Origin of the sequence: Flavobacterium cutihirudinis (genome assembly GCF_003385895.1) — a bacterium.
GTDB classification, from domain to species: Bacteria; Bacteroidota; Bacteroidia; order Flavobacteriales; family Flavobacteriaceae; genus Flavobacterium; species Flavobacterium cutihirudinis.
The window spans coordinates 473,650-491,838 of the sequence record NZ_QRDQ01000008.1; the positions used below are offsets into that span (position 1 = coordinate 473,650).

At 36.2% G+C, this 18,189-nt stretch carries 7 protein-coding genes; all 7 read right to left on the reverse strand.

Features of this window, described 5'->3' with window-relative positions; translation table 11 throughout:
• Window positions 1-83: 83 nt before the first annotated feature.
• On the reverse strand, window positions 84-581 hold the full coding sequence (locus BD847_RS07860; RefSeq protein WP_147298500.1) for a hypothetical protein: 498 nt from the start codon (window positions 579-581) through the stop codon (window positions 84-86).
• A 15-nt stretch (window positions 582-596) separates the two neighbouring features.
• Window positions 597-1,292 carry a pirin family protein gene (locus BD847_RS07865; protein ID WP_115887743.1) on the reverse strand — a complete coding sequence of 232 codons (696 nt, stop codon included), beginning with the start codon at window positions 1,290-1,292 and terminating at the stop codon, window positions 597-599.
• Window positions 1,293-1,335: 43 nt separating this feature from the next.
• A complete protein-coding gene (locus BD847_RS07870; RefSeq protein WP_115887744.1) occupies window positions 1,336-2,082 on the reverse strand; it encodes a dioxygenase family protein in 747 nt (248 codons plus the stop codon).
• A 167-nt stretch (window positions 2,083-2,249) separates the two neighbouring features.
• Window positions 2,250-2,939 carry a LytR/AlgR family response regulator transcription factor gene (locus BD847_RS07875; protein ID WP_115887745.1) on the reverse strand — a complete coding sequence of 230 codons (690 nt, stop codon included), beginning with the start codon at window positions 2,937-2,939 and terminating at the stop codon, window positions 2,250-2,252.
• On the reverse strand, window positions 2,936-4,027 hold the full coding sequence (locus BD847_RS07880) for a sensor histidine kinase (protein ID WP_115887746.1): 1,092 nt from the start codon (window positions 4,025-4,027) through the stop codon (window positions 2,936-2,938). Before BD847_RS07880 ends, BD847_RS07875 begins: the two co-directional genes overlap by 4 nt.
• Before the next feature lie 154 nt (window positions 4,028-4,181).
• Window positions 4,182-5,165 (reverse strand): PorP/SprF family type IX secretion system membrane protein, encoded by a 984-nt coding sequence (locus BD847_RS07885; protein ID WP_244201570.1) that lies wholly within the window; start codon window positions 5,163-5,165, stop codon window positions 4,182-4,184.
• A 43-nt stretch (window positions 5,166-5,208) separates the two neighbouring features.
• A partial coding sequence (locus BD847_RS07890) for a T9SS type B sorting domain-containing protein (protein WP_167443840.1) occupies window positions 5,209-18,189 on the reverse strand: 12,981 nt, incomplete at its 5' end.

Consider the following 18,189-nt stretch of genomic DNA (forward strand, 5'->3'; position numbering starts at 1 on the left):
AATAAAAAAACCTTTTCTGTCTACAGATCAACAGAAAAGGTAAAAATCAAATCAATTATTTTTGTTTTTGGAGATTGTGCTTACTATTCTTTTTGGACGAAACAAATGGATAAATTCTTCTGAACCGGAAACATTAAGGTTTCAAATTCATTTCCATCATCTGTATTTAGTGACACGAGATAATTTCCTTCAATAATTCCGAAATAATTTAATAAAGGCGAATAAAAAGTAATTCCGATTCGGTGTTTCGCTATTGCCGTCGTATCGGTATTTATGATATCAAGTTTGTAATTGATAAACGGAAAATAATTGTTTCCTAAAACATCCGAAACACGATGAAAATTTTCTTTAAGCTGATCTACATAACCGCTTGCCGCCATTCCTGTTAAAAAATGTAATTTCTCGGCTTTTGGATTTTCGGACAACAATTCCCGAAAAGTATTCTTCGGATTTGTTTCTGAATTAAACTGCTGGCTTTGCATTTGATATTCTTTGAAAGTATCTTCAAAAACATATTTATCCCATAGAAAAGTTGACGAACTATCTAAAATGATTCGGTAAGCCAATTTTATTTTTCTCATTTCCATTTTCTGTTTCTAAAGTTTCTGTGCAACTTCCATCACCATCAAAACGGCATTTTCTGAAAGCGCTTCCCATTCGATACTATTCGTTTCTGTAATTGCTAAACTATCTTTGGCTTCTAAAAGTCTGTTTTCTACTTCAAAAGCACCGTGAACGACAAACACAAAAACACCATTTTTACTGTTTTTCAACGTATAAAATCCTTCCTTTCTTCCATCGTAAACGCCAATAAAACCGATGGCTCTTTCCACTTCAAACAACGAATTGAGTTTGTTCCTGGTCGAAAAATCAAATTTATATTGCTGAAAATAGTTCTTGAAATATTGTTTTCCCATTTGGAACTCAATTTCCAAAAAACTCACATTTTCTTTTTCGTACGGATTAAAAAATGATAAAGACAAATCTTCATCTGCAGCTAAAACCCTGATTTGTTCTAGATGCAGAAAATCTTCATTGCCAAAATTATCTTTGAATTCAATTCCGCCAAACAAAGGAAGAATAATGAGATTCGTACTCGAATTTACAAATCGGGCAATATGTTGTCGGGGAGCCAATATTACCTCGTTTAACACTTTCAAAGATCCGAATGCGTTTCTCGAAAGATCCTGATATTCCTCAAAATTGAAAGTCGCAAAACAATTGTGCTTCTCTGAATCTAAAAAGCCACGAGCATCTGATTTGTAAATTTGAGCCGAAATTTGTGTTATCATTTTAATTTAACTTTTGAAAACTGTCTAAAGTTTATTTTTAAAATCAGCTGGCAACGTTTATAGTATGTGTTAAAACAAAACCATCGCTTACGCTTCCTGTCACGGCAGCCATTTCGTTTGCCGTAGAATCTGAGAAAACATTATCTGTCGCATTATAAGTGTAACCGGACAATCCTTTTGTATAACCATTTTCTGTTGATGCATTAACTAATGCAACTGCACTATTTGCTCCTTCCGGAAAAGCAATTTGAGTTACCAATAATGAAGTTCCGGATGCATTGTAAATATGAACATGAATATGAGTCGCTCTGCCGTTGTACCAACCTGGAAAGATAGAGGTAAACGTTACCAGTCCGTTTTCGTCTGTTGTTTGTCTTCCTCTTAAAAAATGTACTGAAGTGTAATTTACAGACTGCATTCCGGTTCCACCATATTCTGAATAATATCCGTCTTTATCGCAATGCCAGATATCTACGATCGCATCTTTGAGCGCTGTGCAACTTGCTTTTGTATTGTTGACTGTAATTTTTATAGTAAAAGCAACACCTGTTCTATCCATCACAATATCCGATTTTACTAAAGAAGACGGAGAAATTGTTGGAAACGGTCCGGCCGTTTCTGAATTGGTAACCGAACAATCGCCAGAACCGGTACTTGAACCCGAATCTGAACCTGTGTCTGTTGAAGTGTCTGAAGAATCGTTATCCTTACTGCATGAGTTTATAATTGGAATGGCCAAAGAACCAATTCCCATTAAACCCAAACCTCTTAAAAACTCTTTTCTTTTCATTGCTTTTTGATTTAAATGTTATGTCAATAGAATGATTAACAGTTATTTTCAAGCAAAATTATCTGAAATTGCAGCGTTGTAAAAAGTTTGAGGTAAAGGCTAAAAATTATGCGGTAAACTCGGAGAATATTTTATTTTGTAGTAAAAATAATTCAAACAAAACAGTTTTACTTTTGATCCAAAAGTTTAAAAAAAGCATCTTCATAACTTGAGCTTACCGGAATTTCGGCCTGTTCGATAAAGATTATTTTATTTCTGATTTTCTCAATTTTAGAAACCGGAATTATAAACGAACGATGTACTCGTATAAACTCGGTTTCGGGCAATTTCTGAAGTATTGCTTTCAGCGTCATTCTGGCTACAACGGTTTTCTGGTTTTGAATGTGTATTTTTAAATAATCGTCTAAACCTTCAATGTAACGAATATCAGAAAATAAGATTTTAATCAGACTATAATCGGCGCGAATGAAAAGATATTGTTGCTCGATGTTCTGGTTTTGCTGTTTCCATTGTAGAAAAGCTTTTTCTGCTGCCTGCTGAAATCTTGTTAATGAAATTGGTTTTAAAAGATAATCGGTTGCACTTAGTGTGAAACCTTCAACAGCAAATTCAGAATAGGCTGTTGTAAAAATAACCATTGTTTTGTGAGGCAGTTTTTTATGAAAATCCAATCCAGAAATGGATGGCATATTTATGTCCAAAAACAATAAATCGACTGGATATTTTTTGAGGTATTTTAAAGCTTCATCCGATTTTGTGAAGGTTTTTACCAATTCGATGTAATCAATTGTATCACATAAACTCTGGAGAATCTCCAGTGCCAATGGCTCGTCATCTAATGCAATTGCTTTAATCATCCTAATTTAATACTTAAGTTCACAACGTATTTTTCAAGCGTATCTTCTATTTTGAGCTGATGTTTATTCGGATAAACCAATTTTAATCTTTCGATTGTATTTTGGAGTCCAATTCCGGACTCAGAATGTACTGAAAAAGTCTTTTTATTCGAAACGAACAAAGCAAGTTGCTCTTCTTTTATATCGATACTAATACAAATCTCTGAAGTTTGATCTGGATTTACACCATATTTGAACGCATTTTCAATAAATGATATTAAAATAAGTGGCGTAATTTGTTTTCCGAAAGTATTCCCGTTGACTTTGTAATCTACAATTACGGTATTTCCGAGACGTGTTTTCTGGAGTGAAATAAAATTGTTGATGTAGTTTATTTCTTTAGTCAAATTGATAACTTCATCATTAGAATTGGTCATAATGTATCGCATCAATTCTGAAAGCTGAACAACGGCATCTGGCGTTTTATCGTCTTTTTTTAAAGCCAAAGCGTAAATACTGTTCAAAGTATTAAACAAAAAATGTGGATTTATTTGTGCCTTCAGAAATGCCAATTCCGATTTTACTTTTTCTTTTTCAACACTCTGCAATCTTCCGCTTATAGCGAAAAGCAAACTTGAAATTACGCCAATCAAATAAACCAAAGCAGTATGTCCGTATTGCGTTGGCGGGCCGCCTACAAAATCAAAAGGCATTTCTTTTACAAAAGAAGGTGGTTTAGGAAAATCCTTCGGAAACGGATGAGGAGGATTTCCAAAATGCTGTGGCGAAGATCTAAAATCTAAAAAATTCCGATCCGGATGATCTAAAGTGGTTGAAATCCAAAGAAAAAAAAGTAGAAAAAGCGTGATAATCAGATAATATAAAATCTTCTTTTCAGAAAAATAGAACTTTGGAATTAAAAAATAGTAGTTAAAATAGAAAAAACAAAGCAGTGTAAAATAGATAAAAAAGTAGATTCGATCATGCGCATTGGTATACAAATGCGGCAATGAAAAAATCGTATTTGTCGACGTAAAAGCATACGGCAAAAAAAGAAAAGCGAGACACAAAACTATATGTTTCGCATAAAGTGAAAATTTTGCTTTCATAAATCAAATTTGATCTCTCATTTTGACAATACAAAATGATACAACTCAAATTTAACGTTATTACAAGTTTATTTCAAATTATTGCGGTAAAAACACATAATGTTGCGACTCGCTCTATAATTAAGGCATAATTTGCCTCTGAATGGTTTTATTTTTAATCGTGAACCGGGCCTTGCGTACAAGGACAGTTACTGATAGATTGTAAGAAATCAAATCCGATTGTGATCATGTGAGTTCCGCTATTATAGTTACCTAGATCATTGAACATAATTTGATACGAGTAAGCGAAATAAAACTTAGACTTCATGAAACCGGCCATTGGTCCTACAGATAATGGTTTTGGAAATTGATCGTTTAAGAAACGGTACGAAGCTCCAATCCAGTAGTAATCTTCATAACGATTGTATCTTCTGTACTTAAAGTTAAAATCGGTACTCGAACGTCCGTCACTTGCAAAATACTGGTAGAATACTGATGGTTCGTATTCGATTCGGTTATTTTCTCCATCTCTGAAAGTAAAACCAGTATAAACCTGATAATTAGAAAGTACATAAGGTTCTGTTTTACTGTAATTGTCAACATTTTTCTTTAAAACGTTGTTTGCATTAAAACTTAAGTAAAACCCTTTATTACGATATAAAGCACTAATATCAAAGTTGTTATTTGAAGTATAACGATTGTCTGAAACATAAATATCTTGCGCAGGTGTGCCAGGCTGATTTACGTCGCCAGTGAAATTATTTACATCTATACGGAAACTATTGAAGTTATACGAAATACCAAAAGACAAATATTGTTTTGAATAATAATCCAAAATGATGTGATGCGCAAAGGAAACTTTTGCACCCGCCTGTCTAGTATTACCATTCTTATCATTGTAAAGTGAAATTCCGACACCGGAACGATCCAATATCCTGAAATCAGCATATAAAGACTGGTTTTCGGGAGCATCTTTAATTCCGACCCACTGTGTTAATCCGTTTGCTCTAATTCTAAGGTTATCACCTATACCCGCATAAGCAGGAGAAAGAATAAATGGGTTGTCAGCAAGGTATTGCGTAAAAACTGGTAGGTTTAACTCTTGGCTGTAACCTGATGTTACAGCCATGAGTACTAAGGATAATAATAACTTTCTCATTGTAATAATTTTTTTAGATAACATACTTCGGGGCTAAAATTTGTTATCTGTATAAAGTGAAATGTCCAACAAACTCTCTCGCATCTTTCTCGTCATTTAGTTTAAGAACATACCAGTAATCTCCAGTAGGTAGTTCGGCACCATTGTATTTACCGTCCCATTTTTCTCCTACGTGATACTTAGCAACAACTCTACCATATCTGTCGAAAATATCAAAAGTCAAATCTTTGTATGCCAATGCTCCACAGTCCGGACCGATTGTATCGTGATCTCCGTCGCCGTTTGGTGTAAAGAAATTCGCGAAACAAATGTCAACAAAATCTCCAGGCACTTGCAATTTGAATTCGCAACCGTTATTATCTCTAACAATTACATCATAACGACCATCTTTATAGATTCTATATGTACTAGAAGATCCAAACGCTTCATTATTGAAACTGTATGTATATGGACGAACACCTCCAGAAGCTTTCACTTCGATAATGTTCATTTCTTTACTTACTACCGGTACCGCTGTTAATTCTTCAACGGCATCAACATGAACTTCATTTGTAGATCTAGTACAGCCTTCTAAAGCCATTTGAACACTATAATCTCCCGTAACAAGATTCTTAAATGTACCATCTCCTGTTTGAACGGTAGTCGTTGCCTGACCATCTTTGAATAAAGTATAAACTATAGTTGCTTTTCTTGTAGCATCGATAGTATTGTCAACTTCAACCACTAGTGAATTCACTGGATGATCATCTAAACAATCATAAAACACCTCGGCTGTTGCAGTTAACTTAACAGGATCTGGTAGTCTTATTGTTGCTCCATTCTCACAACCATTTGCATCTTTAACCATCACTTCATAATCAACCGCTCCAGAAAGACCGTCGAAAATAAATTTATCGCCATCAATATCCGGACCTCTGTAGTCTAGTGTAACACCATTTCCTTTTATACTTGCAGTATAAGGTGCTGTACCTCCTTCAGCTTTTACAACGGCCATTCCGTTTTTATCATCAAAGCAATATTCCGGAATCTGATCAGCAACGATTTCAGTAACAAGAATCTCATCAGGCTCAGTAATCAAGATTTTTTTCTCTTGAACATTACAGCTGTTTTCGTCCATTACTAAAATATCATACTCTCCAGGTTTTAAGTTTGTAAACACATGTCCACCGGCAGTATTTCCTTCGAAGAACTGATCCATATTTGGAGAAATTGCATATAAAATTTTTCCAGTTCCTCCAGAAGCAGTGATCTCAATTTTACCATTATTGAAACCATTACAAGTAATTGCAACAGGATTTGCCGTAGCTATTAATGGCGCAGTTGGCTGAGTAATTTCAATTACAGCTGAATCGAACTGACAATCTCCACTATCAACACGAACAATGTATTTACCTGCTGGAAGTAATTCAAAATATCCACTAAGCTGACCAGGTCTAACCTCGTTTTTCTGATCATCTAATAATGTGTAGATATAATCTCCAAGACCTCCTATAGCCGATGCATCAATTCTTCCAGACGGATCATCTTTACAATAAACCATATCAACATCAATAGTTTCTAATGCTAAAGGTGTAAGCGGGTTAATTGAAATGTTATTAGAAATTGTACTAATACATCCTTTTGAATCACGTACATAATACTGGTGATCTCCTAATCCTACAGTAATTATTGTACTAGATGCAAATGATCCTAATACTGTTGCAAAATTAGCATCGGTACTGTATTCGTAAGGACCTGTTCCGCCTACCGCGCTTAATTTAAGCGTTGCAGCATTTTTACATGTTAATCTAGTATTCAGAGCTAATAACGGTTCAACTTTACTTGGCTCATCGATTACTATATCTGCAGTTGGCTGAGACGCACAGTTAAGTCCATCAACAACAGTTACAGAGTAAGTTCCTGCTCCTAAATTAGAGAATACAGGTGAAGGCTGAGGCGCAGATGAAATAACTGGATTCGTTGATAAATAATTCAGGATATAAGAATAATTCGTACCCTGACCTCCTGTTGGAAGATCAACTGTTATTTGACCCGTTGTGTCTCCATTACAAACTAGTGTACTTACTGTAGCACTTGCTGTAACCAAAATTGGATCTGGATTCTTCAATTGAACAGTTTTCACGTCAACGCAACCGTTAAGATCTTTAACTCTTACTGTATAAGTTCCTGGAGTTAAATTCTCAAAATAAGTTTGATCAGAATATGTAACGCTAATTGGTCCTGATAACTCGAATTTATAACTTCCTGGCCATCCGCCTACAGCACTTAATGAAATTGTACCGTCGTTTCCTGGATTACAAGAAATTGGTGTATGAATTTCTGTTAATACTAATGCCGCTGAAGGCTGTTCGATTGCAAAACTTGTTTCAACCTCACAAGCTGGTAAACCAACTAATTTCGCTTTTACCGTATAAGTTCCTTCCGGTAAATTTGGAATATTGATTGTAGCAGTTGTTGTTCTTCCAGCTAAATTAACTGGTCCTGAAATTGTATAGTCAAAAGGTCCTGCATCGTTAGTAGGATCAGTTTGATTATCAACAAAAGTCAAGTCAACACTTCCTGTTGGAGTTCCAAAACAACTAACATTTTTCAAGTTTTCTGCTACAATACTAAATGTATTTGGATTGTTTACGTAATGTATTTTGCTCAATACACAACCTGTTATAGGATTTGTAACCGTAACAGCATAATTTCCAATAGTTAATCCAGTGAAAATTCCATCGTTATTAGTAACGTCATAAGTACTTCCGGCAGTAATTCCTTTCAAATTATACTCCAATACAGGCATTGGTACTGTCGTTCCAACCATGACAACGTTTACTTTAATATCTTCATCATTTATACAAGTAATTGCTTTAGTAACCGTTATTGCAGACGGCATTCCAAATTCAATTCCAACAAATGGTTTAATTGTCGCAGTTGTTGTACCTACACATCCGTTTGTATCGTAAACATTGATTACATAAGATCCTCCAAGTAAATCAGTTTCTGTATAAACAGGACTATCATTACTTTGAACTGGTACAGGATTTCCGTTTCTAATGAATTCATAGATCTTATATGAATTAGAACCACCAGATGGTAAACTTACTGTAATTGTTGCATCATTTGTTCCGTTACCAGTCGTACAACCGTATTCAGCAACTGTTGGATTTGCAACTACAATTGGTAATTTATCTCCAATAGCTACTAATCTTGAAACAGGACATCCTTTTCCTGAAGTTACAGTTATAGTATAAGTACCAACAGGAAGGTTTTTAAACACATTACCTGTCAACGTTCCTGCTGCCGGGCTAATACTATATGTATAAACCGGGTTGTTATTTACAGTTAATGTCTGATCAGCCATTTTTACTGTAACAGTACCATCAGAATATCCATTACAAGTAATATTTGTCTTTTCTAATGTGAAATCGATAGCCTGATTTGGTGTTTCGATAACTACACGAACTGATTTTGTACAACCTGTACCTTTATCTTTAACAGTAAATGTATACGTGTTAGGAACCAGACCTGTAAAGATCGGAGAAGGTCCGTAATTAACACCATCTTTACTGAATTCATAACTTGGTGTTACTGTTCCTCCAGAAGGTTTTAATGTTACAACTCCTTGGTTTCCAAGACAAATTGGTGTTGTTGTAAGTTCATAATCTAATTTTAAAGGCTCTAAAATAGTCACCGTAGTTGATACAGGACATAGATTTGCATCACGTACTGTTACTGTATGTTGACCAGTGTTATTCACTTTTAATACATTAGAGTTTTGGAAACTATTTCCATCAACACTATATTCTAAAGCTTTCGCCGGGTCAAATCCAGTTGCTGTAACCGTAATATCATAAGTTCCATTTGAACTAGGACATTGTGTCGCTATTGCGCTTACAATATTTGGCAATGGATCTGTAATAATAGTAACTGGTATAGAAGTTTCACAACCATGAGAATCTTTAGCCCAAATTACCCAAGTGAATGCTTTGTCTAAAACTGCAGTATCACTATTTCCATACACTTTTGGATCACCTGCTTTAACAAATGCATATGTATAACCTGGAGTACCATCAAGCGCTGTAGCAGTAATTTCTGCACCTTTGTTGCAATTTGCATTTTTATTTGTTGCATAATTTACTCTAAGTGCGTTAGGTTCTGGAACAAAAACAGAGAAAGTAGATACGCAATCAGTTGCGTTGTCTTTCACATCTATTTTGTAAGTACCTGTTACAAGATTTGTTAATTCAAATTTATTCGTTCCAACAGGAGTGATTGTTCCTACTCCTGTAACACCAGAAATAGTATGTGTAAATCCTGAAGTTCCGATTGAAGAAACAGTGAATGTAACTTTTCCATTCGCTTCACCTTTACAAGCAACGCCAGCAACCAATTGGCCATCAGCCAAAATATTTATTCTCTTAGGCACTGTAAACAGATCCACGAAAGTACATCCGTTGCTGTCTTCAACCTTGAAAGTATAATCACCTGGAAGTAATCCTGGGAAACTTGCCGCCGATGCAGAACCTGGTGTCGTTATAGGTCCAAACAATGTATTAGATGTGGTTGTGTTTGTACCAACAATTGTGAAAGTCAACTGACCAACTCCATTTGTTGCTCTTACTGTTACCGTACTACTAACATCCTCTCCTGCTTTACAAGTGATTGTGCTTGCGCTGAAATCTAATTTGTTTGGTTTGTTCAATGGGTTAACATCAACTGTCTGACCACCTGTTTCACATCCATTCGCATCCTTAACGGTGTAAGTTATTGTCTGAACGGTTCCGTCATTTTCTACTGTATAAGTATTATCAGTTGTATAACCCTCATTATTGAAGTTATAGTAATAACCTGTCCCACTTCCTGTTTTTGTACCGCCATTAGCCACGACAGTGATTACTGTTGAAGTACTACATGTAGTATTTCTTGGCAATGGATCTGCTGCTGCAGTCAATAATGCAGGCTCATTAATATCCGTTGTTGTAACAAGTGAAACACAACCTTTCTTATCTGTAACAGTGATTTCATAAGTACCCGCTGGTAAATTAGTGAATACATTATCAGATGTCTGGATCTTAGAAGCTAAAGGTGTTGGTAATGTTCTCGTTACTGTATAAGTAAACGGTTCCAAACCAGCTGTCGCACTCAAATTGATTTTCATAGTAGCTGTTCCGCCATTACACAATATAGACTGTGTGACTGGTGTAGAAACAATTACTGCCGGTGTAGGTGTATTAACAGTCACTTTCGTTGTTGTTACACTACAAGATGCAGGATTGCTGTCTGTAATTACAAATGTGTAATCACCAGCTGTAGCAACCGATACAGTAAAACTGTTTCCTGGAACTGTAGGAACTGTTGTTAAACCACCAACTGGAGTTGGTCCCAAATACATCTGGTATTTATATGGCGCAACACCATCTTTAATCTCAACATAGATAGAGGCATCAGTTGTTCCTGTACAATATAGATCCTTTTTAAGATCAGCAGTCGCTCGTAATTGTTTCTCAATAATATAATCAACAAAAGCCTCACAACCGTTATTGTCTCTAACTCCTAATCTATATTTACCAGGACCTGTCAACGTAGCAGTTGATGTCGTCAAATCTGAACCGTTTAATGTGTAGCTTTTCGCTCCTCCATAAACAGTAGTCAATGCATTTAAATCAACAACTAGGTTTGTTCCTGTATAACATTGTGGTGCAGGTGGCAAAATCGATGGTGGTGCATCGTGAGTCACTGATACCGTTTTAACAGCAATACAACCATTAGTATCTTTTACATAAACATCCCATGATAAATCAGTCAAATTAGTGTCTACCTTAAGTGTAGGACTATCCAAGTATGAACTTGCAGAAGGCGCTGTAGTAGTTGCCTTAACAACTGCATAAGAATAAATTCCTGTACCACCAAGAACACCGCTTATTGTGATATTTGACTCGTCACGAGAACAGAATACTTTAGTCGAAACTGTATTAAATGTTATAGCTGCAGGAACTGTAAATTTAACAGTAGCATCTTTAGGACAATCTGTTCCAAGGTCTTTAATAGAAACCGTATAAGTTCCTGCTGAAGAAATATTGTCTAAAGTAATCACGTTTCCAGCAACACTGTACGGAACAGCAGGTGTTACACCAACCACTGTAAATCCAGATGTACTAACGTTTGATACTGTAAATGTTGCTTTTCCATTATTAGATATTCCATTAACTGGGTTACATGAAATATCATTTACTAATTGTGCATCTAAAGCTAAGTTTACCAATTTAGGCACTGTGAACAGATCTACAAAAGTACATCCGTTGCTGTCTTCAACCTGGAAAGTATAATCGCCAGGAAGTAATCCAGGGAAACTTGCCGCTACTGAAGAATCCGGTGTCGTTTTAGGACCAAACAATGTATTAGATGTCGTTGTATTTGTACCAACTATTGTGAAAGTCAACTGACCAACTCCATTTCTTGCTCTTACTGTTACCGTACTAACATCTTCGCCAGCTTTACAAGTGATTGTGCTTGCGCTGAAATCTAATTTGTTTGGTTTGTTCAATGGGTAAACGTCAACTGTCTGACCACCTGTTTCACATCCATTCGCATCCTTAACGGTGTAAGTTATTGTCTGAACGGTTCCGTCATTTTCTACTGTATAAGTGTTATCAGTTGTATAACCCTCATTATTGAAGTTATAGTAATAACCTGTCCCACTTCCTGTTTTTGTACCGCCATTAGCCACGACAGTGATTACTGTTGAAGTACTACATGTAGTATTTCTTGGCAATGGATCTGCTGCTGCAGTCAATAATGCAGGCTCATTAATATCCGTTGTTGTCACAAGTGAAACACAACCTTTCTTATCCGTAACAGTGATTTCATAAGTACCCGCTGGTAAATTAGTGAATACATTATCAGATGTCTGGATCTTAGAAGCTAAAGGTGTTGGTAATGTTCTCGTTACTGTATAAGTAAACGGTTCCAAACCAGCTGTCGCACTCAAATTGATTTTCATAGTAGCTGTTCCGCCATTACACAATATAGACTGTGTGACTGGTGTAGAAACAATTACTGCCGGTGTAGGTGTATTAACAGTCACTTTCGTTGTTGTTACACTACAAGATGCAGCATTGCTGTCTGTAATTACAAATGTGTAATCACCAGCTGTAGCAACCGATACAGTAAAACTGTTTCCTGGAACTGTAGGAACTGTTGTTAAACCACCAACCGGAGCTGCTCCCAAATACATCTGGTATTTATATGGCGCAACACCATCTTTAATCTCAACATAGATAGAGGCATCAGTTGTTCCTGTACAATATAAATCTTTTTTAAGATCAGCAGTTGCTCGTAATTGTTTCTCAATAATATAATCAACAAAAGCCTCACAACCGTTATTGTCTCTAACTCCTAATCTATATTTACCAGGACCTGTCAACGTAGCAGTTGATGTTGTCAAATCTGAACCGTTTAATGTGTAACTTTTCGGCCCTCCATGTACGGTCGTCAATGCATTCAAATCAACGATTAGGTTTGTTCCTTCATAACATTGTGGTGCAGGAGCAATAATCGTTGGTGCAACATCTTTAGTAATCGTAACATTGACAACTTCAGTACAATTATTACCATCTTTTACATATACGTCAACACTCCAAGTTGTTACAGCTCCAACTGTTACAGCGTTTGTCAACAATGCGGTATCTACTTTTGTATTACTACTAAATACTGTTGGAAGTGTAACTGTTCCGCCTTCTTGGAAAGCAAATTCATAATTACCTGCCCCACCTACCGGAGTAACCGTGATAGTACTTATTGGTTTATAACAACTTACATTAGAAGCTGTTGCTGTAATAGCCAACGCTACCAGAGGTTCGTTAATAGTAACTGATTTACTGCTTTGACATTTTGTTGTATTGTCTTCGATTGTAACAGTATAAGTTCTAGCTGTTAGATTAGGCAAAGTGATAACATCTCCCGCTATTGTATAAGGAACAGAAGGCGATACATTAGTTACATTATAACCTGCTGCTGAAACCCCTGTCACGGTAAATACTGCTTTACCTGTAGCTGCGCCAACACATTTTACATCTGTTGCAATGGCATCATGCAATTCGATAGGAATTAAAGCAGGAATTCTAACCAACTCCTCATCTGTACAACCATTATTGTCTGTTACACGGAATAAATATTCACCAGCATCAAGAGAAGTAAATATGTCATTATCTACCTGAGAAGGAATAACTGCTCCATTAGAAGCATACACAACAGAATATGTAAATGGTCCAACACCATTACCTCTGTGTAAATTCACTGTACTTTTCTCATTTCCAAGCTGACAATCGATAACTGTTTTAGTTGGTACCATTGTTGGCGGAACTAATACATCAATCGTCTCAGTTTGCATAACTGATGTACATTTATTAGCGTCTCTTACAATAATATCGTAAGGACCAGCGATACTCGTTTTAAAAATGTTATTTCCAGAAAAATGTCCTCCGTTATCGAAACTGTATTCTAAAGCACCTGTTCCACCTGAAGCTGTAACTGTGATAGTTGCTTCATTTGTACTATTACTTGCGCCACATGTTAATTGGCTAATATCAACCTTAGTAATAATAACTGGTGAAGGATCAGTAAGCGTTGCTGTAATAGATACTTCACAATGATTAGCATCTCTAACGTAGTAAGTAACTGTTCCATCCGCTGCAGATTGAGTAAATGTATCATTAGTACTATAAGTACCAGCTGCTCCTTTTTTATATTCAAAATTACCTTTTCCTCCAGTAGCAGAAACTACGACTTTACCATTATTACCAATACATAACGGTTGAGTTTCAGCAACAGCTGGTGTAATAGTATTTAACGGAGCGATTTTTACATCGATCGTTTCAGTACAGTTTCCGTCATTTACCTCGAAAGTATAATCTCCAGAAGCTAAACCAGTAAAGATACCACTTGTAGCTCCTGTTACATTAGTAGTTGGACCGGCCTTAATTGTATATGCATAAGTTCCTGAGCCACCGTCAGCTGCAACAGTTACTTCTGCATTTGCGCCCGTTGTATAACAATCCAATGGTTTATTTAAAGGATTCTTAATTGTCAATACATCATTAATTACATAAGTAGTAGAAGAAACACAACCATTACCGTCTTTTAAATTTAATGTATAAGTCCCTGGAAGCAGGCTAAAATTAGCGGCGCTTTTGTAAGCACCGATTGCCGCTCCTTTGTCTACGCTGTACGTTACTGGACCCACAATCGCCGCAGTATTTCCAGTAATAGTTAAAGCAATTGGAGTTCCTGTGTAACAAACTGCTGCTGGTACATCAATTACCGGTGCAACATCCAAAGGAACATTAACATCCGCTTTCTTAATACAACCATAAGCATCTTTTACATAAACATCATAATCTCCAGAATCTACTGTAAAAGTGTTAACACCAGCAAATGCCGTAGGCTCAGGATCTCCATCATCAACGATTGCATATGTGTAAGGACTTGTTCCGTCTATACCAGATGCCGTAATCGTACCTGCTACCTTACATGTATTATCGTTTTTAGTCTTAGTTGCAATTATTTTTAACTCATTAATTGATTCTGTAATACTAAATGGAACTGTTGTAACCGCACAACCAGCATTTGGGCCAGAAGTCTCAGTTATTAATACATAATAAGTACCATATTTCAATCCTGGTGTAAAACCAAAATCATCTACATCTAATACTCCATTTACTGAACCTACTTTAGCAGGAACAGTACCATTATCAGAAATTCCAGTTGATACCCTTGTTGCTGAATCAAAAATTTCGTAAGAGACATCAACATCAGTACTATATATATTTTCAATGTGTAAATCCACTGAACCATTATCATCATCTTTACACTTAATTGGAACAGCTTTTCCTGTAGCTGTTAAAGTAGAATTACTTGGTATTGTGTTTTTAAACGTTTCATAATAATAACAATTTGTTCCTTTATCATACACAATAAAAGTATATGTTACTCCAGGTATAAGGTTATTGAAAAAAGCATTCTTACTTACATTTGGAGTTACTTCCGGAATCCATCTAGGATCACCAACAGCGTATTCAATTCCAGGTGTATATAATGCAAAATAGAATGGTCCTGTACCTGTAAAGGCAGTTGTTATCTTAACTTCAGCACTACCAAGGCTTCCACAAACTGGTGGAGTTGCAGATACTGTAAGTCCTAGACCTCCAGGTGGCTGAGCAATTAGAATGTCTTTTTCAATCCAAGGACATCCATTAGCATCCGTTACAACGATCTGGTATAAACCAAAATCAATAATATCAAAAGTTTCACTACTTAATCCGTCTACTCCCAGTCTTTCTTCATAATAAGCAGAATTATTCGTTACATATACATTGTAAGGTCCTGTTCCACCTGAAATTTGAGTAATTTCAATTCTTCCTTTAGTTTTTCCAGAATTACCAAGATTACAAGTAATATTTGTTGGTATATATGTAACGCTTATTGGGGTTGGTTCTTTTATTTCAATTTCATCTGTTTTAAAACAACCTCTAGAATCGGTAAGCGTTACCACGTAGAAACCAGCTGGTAATCCAGAAGTTTGCGTACCAAAATCTTTTGTTAATGATAAATGTGTAGCGTCAGCATATTGCTTCACATTAATATCAAAAGGACCAGTTCCCTGACTATTGTTGTAAGTAACTGTAATTTCAGCATCTGATTGACCATTACATAAAATTGGCTTAGCCAAAAGAGTTTTGTTTAAAACTAACGTTTGTGTTGGCGTTACTTCTACAGGAGCTGTCGTAAAAGTACAAGTTTTACTGTCCTTAATTTCGAAAGTATAACTACCCTGAGTAGCAAAAGTTTCTGTGAACGTTGCTGTACTGCTAGTTTTTAAAGCTCCAAAAGCTGTTCCTCCGTTATAAATCTGATAAGAAAATGGTCCAACGCCATTTGTAATAGTCACATCTATTATTGCATCTTGCGGAGCTGTACAAGTAATGTCCTTTCTTAATTCTGCACCTGCAATTAATTGCTTATCAACAACATAAGATACTGTCACAGGCGGACAATTATTACCATCAATTACGCCTAATATATAAGTACCAGGTGCATTAATTTTATAAGTATTACCAGAAATACTCGCTCCATTTACCGTGTATTTAAGAGTACCAACTCCCCCACTTCCTGAAAGTGTAATTGTAAACGGACCTGTAAAACACTGTGCAGCCGGGGCACTGATAGATGGCAATGCATCTTTTGCAACCGTAACATCATAGATTTTTTTGCTACAGTTATTTGCATCCAAAACATAAACATCCCAATCTGGAGTTGCAGGATCTAGATTACCTACATTAGTGTCTAAGTAATTTGCTGCAGTTGGAGTTACACCATTTGCAACAAAAGCATATTTATAAGGAGCTTTTCCTCCTGTAGCAGTTACTGTAACTGTAGCAGTAGGTTTATTACAATTTGCATTAACATCTGTATTTGATAACAAAGCTAGATCTGCGCTTTGTGTAATAGTAAATGGAACATCTTTAAAACACTCTGTACCAGTATCAGTCACTCTCAAATTATATGCGCCGGCAACTAATCCTGTAACATCTACAGTACTTCCTGTAGCTAAAACAGTTCCAGTTCCAGAAGTTAAAGCAGCTGTATATGAAGTCGAATTTGTAACTGTAATTTTTGCGCTTCCAGTTGGGTTACCGTAGCATAATACATTAACCTGAGATAACCAGCTCGCATTTATATTAACTCTTCCAGGAATAGTCAAATCAAATGTATCACTACAGAAATTATCATCTGTTACTTTAAATAGATATGTACCGGCAGTTAAACCTGTAAAAATACCATTAGATGCACCTGTTGCATTTTTAACTGGTCCTGAAACAATAGAATAAACTTTTGTTCCTGTTCCTCCAGTTGCAACTATTGTCGCGGTACTTGTATCTTCTCCAGTTTTACAAGTAATAATCGAAGGAGTTACAGACGTAATTACTGGTGGATTTAAAGTATTAACCACCACATCTGCAAGATCCTGTGTACAATTATTGCTGTCACGCATACGAATTGTTACTGTTCCTGAAAGTGTAGTTTCAAAAGTAGTGTCTGTAGTGTAAGATCCATTATTATAGCTGTACTCATATCCACCGCTTCCTCCAGATGGAGCACTAACGGTAATAACCGCTTTTTGTGGTGCATTTGCAGTTCCACAAGTTAAAGCCGTAGTCAATGCAGTAGTAGCCGTCAATGGATCCAATTGATTAATTGTAACTGGTGTAGATGCAGATGTACATCCTAAATCATCCGTTACAACAACATTGTATAAACCAGCTTGTAATCCCGTAGTAATAGCTGAAGTAGAAACTGAAACGCCTGCTTTTGTTACATTATATTTAAAAGGAGCTTTTCCTGATAACGCCGTAATCGTGATTACTCCGGTAGCACTTCCATTACATTTTACATCTGTTGGTGTTGCATTGATTGTTAATGCCGTTGCTTTTAGGGTAACTGTTACCGGTGCTGAAACTGCAGTACATGCCGGTGTAGCCGAATCTGTTACTCTGAAAGTATAAGTTCCTGCTGCCGTTGCAGTATAAGTATCTGTAATAGTCGTGAATGGTCCGCCTGCTCCGCTTGTAGATACCTCATATTTAACATAAGGTACTGTTCCGCCATTGGCAGTAAGCTTAATTGTTGTGTTTGGTGTACAGCTTGTATCCGGAACTATATCTGTTCCAAGTGTCAACTGCTCTGCAACCTTATATGTAGTTTGAGCTTTACAGCCAAAACCGTCTTTGATATATAATGTATGTGTACCAACTCCTAATAAGAAGGTATCATTGCCGCCATAAGTAACATCATCAATACTGTAAGTCGGAGTTCCAAGAACCGTTCCTGTTATCTTAACAGAAACAAGTGATCCTGTATAACATTGAGCCGCAGGTGTGTTAATCTGTGGAGGTGTTTCTGATGCTATTGTGATGGTCTTTTTTGGAGCAACACAACCATTATTGTCTTTTACATAAACATCAATTGTTGTTCCTAATAC